Genomic DNA, 1,682 nt, shown 5'->3' with positions numbered 1-1,682 from the left:
GCTGACTAATTAACGTACAATATTTGGATTCAGCCTCTTGAAGATACTTTTGCGGGTCTCGTCGGAAGCGACGGCGCTTCGTTGTTTCTTCCAAACGGTTAGACCATCGAATGCGTTCTTCTCGGAAAGCCTTGTAACTGACTCCTTGAAGACGTTTAATGATGTCCTTCTGACGGAGGGCGTCATCGACGAACACGACAAACTCCCCGGAACGAATAATGTATTCGTTCCAGCTTCTTAATCCTGTCATTCGCCGATGGCGTGTTTTCGTTTTTCTGAAGAAGCGCTCATGATCGTTGTTAGTGCGAGGAACATGCGGGTGGTCGTAGCAAGTAAAGAGTCCTTTCCAAAAGCCCTTTGTGTAGCTCAAGAGATTCTTAACCATGGCTTGGTCGGTTTCTTTGGTGTATGTTTGCTCTAGCCAGTTCAAGAGACATGTCATCTGTAGCTGTACGGACTCGCTGGATTGATCGAGCGCTGGATTCAAGATGTTTGCCACGTGATGCAAAGGCTGTGACCAGCGCTTCACTTCTTCGTAGAGCTCGCGGTATTCACTTAGTTTATTGAATATTCTGAATACATTTAGAAGTAGTGAGGGCCCCTTTTTTATCCAGGCATGTTTGAATGGATGCCTGAATAGCTTCTGCGGTTTCGTAAATCCGAATGCCGGGCAAATCTAGTGGCGGGTTGCCGTCTTCGAGGAGCACCGAACGGACGGCCGCTAAGTAATCTTTTACGACTTCGGATTCTTCGGAAGCACTTTTGTCCAGTTTTCTTTCGATCTCCCGAATGCCGCGTAGACTTTTCTTAATGCCGGTCTTGAGTTTTCGGTCCAGATCAACAATGGGTTTAGCGATGTCCTTTAAGTAATGATACTGGCAGTACTGATACGGGACATCAGGAAGCAGCGACTCCATGGCCAGACGTATGGATTGTTGACCATCCGTAACGATTCCAATGATGGGGAAGCCGAGATTGATGACAGGCTGGATGAGTTCTTTGAGTTCTTCAGTTGAACTACTTTTCACACTCTTTGCAACCAGAATGGTGCCGCTGAATACCTCTCGAACAACATATAGCGTCTCGTTTCCTTTCTCGGGTTGAACGCCGTCCATGGAGATCATGATTCCGCCATGCGTTTCTACAACTTGCTTAAGTTCTTCCTTCACGTGATCTGTAACGCTAGAACGCAGCAACGTTAAATACCGCTCATACAAGCGTTGGGAGTTTCGTTCGGATGTGGCGACACCGCGTTCCGTGAGTTCTTCCGTAATCTCAGCAATGGTCATATGATGCTTGAAACGAAGTTGACCAACGAGAGCCAGAACGTCAAAGCCGTAGGAGGTATGTTTCATAGCAAGTGAATCTGCTTCGGCAGACTTATAATATGTGTTGAGATAATTGCAATTCGGATTGGAACAAGCATAAGCCATGCTCCAAGCTTGGATAACTCCTTGGAGTGTGGAGATGTTCTTTTTCCACGCAGTATGACTTCTCTTCAGTTTCGCATCACAGTGGAGGCAATGCTCAAATTCTGGTCTAAAGTAGATTTTATCTTGTGGCACGATACGATTCTTCGGCAGCGGCATAAGCAAAGAAACCTCCATCAAAGTGGTTGCTTAATACTTCGACAGAAGTACATGGAAATCCTTGTTAGTTAATTGGTCAATCGTAGAAAAAAA

2 protein-coding genes and 1 pseudogene are annotated in these 1,682 nt (G+C 45.9%); all 3 read right to left on the bottom strand.

What is annotated here, in order from left to right:
* The coding region (locus LRL21_RS44565) for a hypothetical protein (protein WP_240422179.1) at window positions 1-250 on the bottom strand (250 nt) is incomplete at its 3' end.
* Window positions 251-307: 57 nt separating this feature from the next.
* Window positions 308-442, bottom strand: a pseudogene (locus LRL21_RS47430) (hypothetical protein); the annotation flags it as partial.
* 118 nt (window positions 443-560) lie between these two features.
* Window positions 561-1,589 carry a BRCT domain-containing protein gene (locus tag LRL21_RS44560; RefSeq protein WP_240422178.1) on the bottom strand — a complete coding sequence of 343 codons (1,029 nt, stop codon included), beginning with the start codon at window positions 1,587-1,589 and terminating at the stop codon, window positions 561-563.
* Window positions 1,590-1,682: the final 93 nt, after the last annotated feature.

It is taken from the genome of Paenibacillus periandrae (assembly GCF_022458865.1).
GTDB lineage: Bacteria > Bacillota > Bacilli > Paenibacillales > NBRC-103111 > Paenibacillus_S > Paenibacillus_S periandrae.
This window is presented reverse-complemented; position numbering and strand designations above follow the sequence as displayed.

Excerpts from the sequence above, each read along its gene's own strand:
- LRL21_RS44560 (WP_240422178.1), bottom strand. The coding sequence starts at position 1,589 with ATGCCGCTGCCGAAGAATCGTATCGTGCCACAAGATAAAATCTACTTT.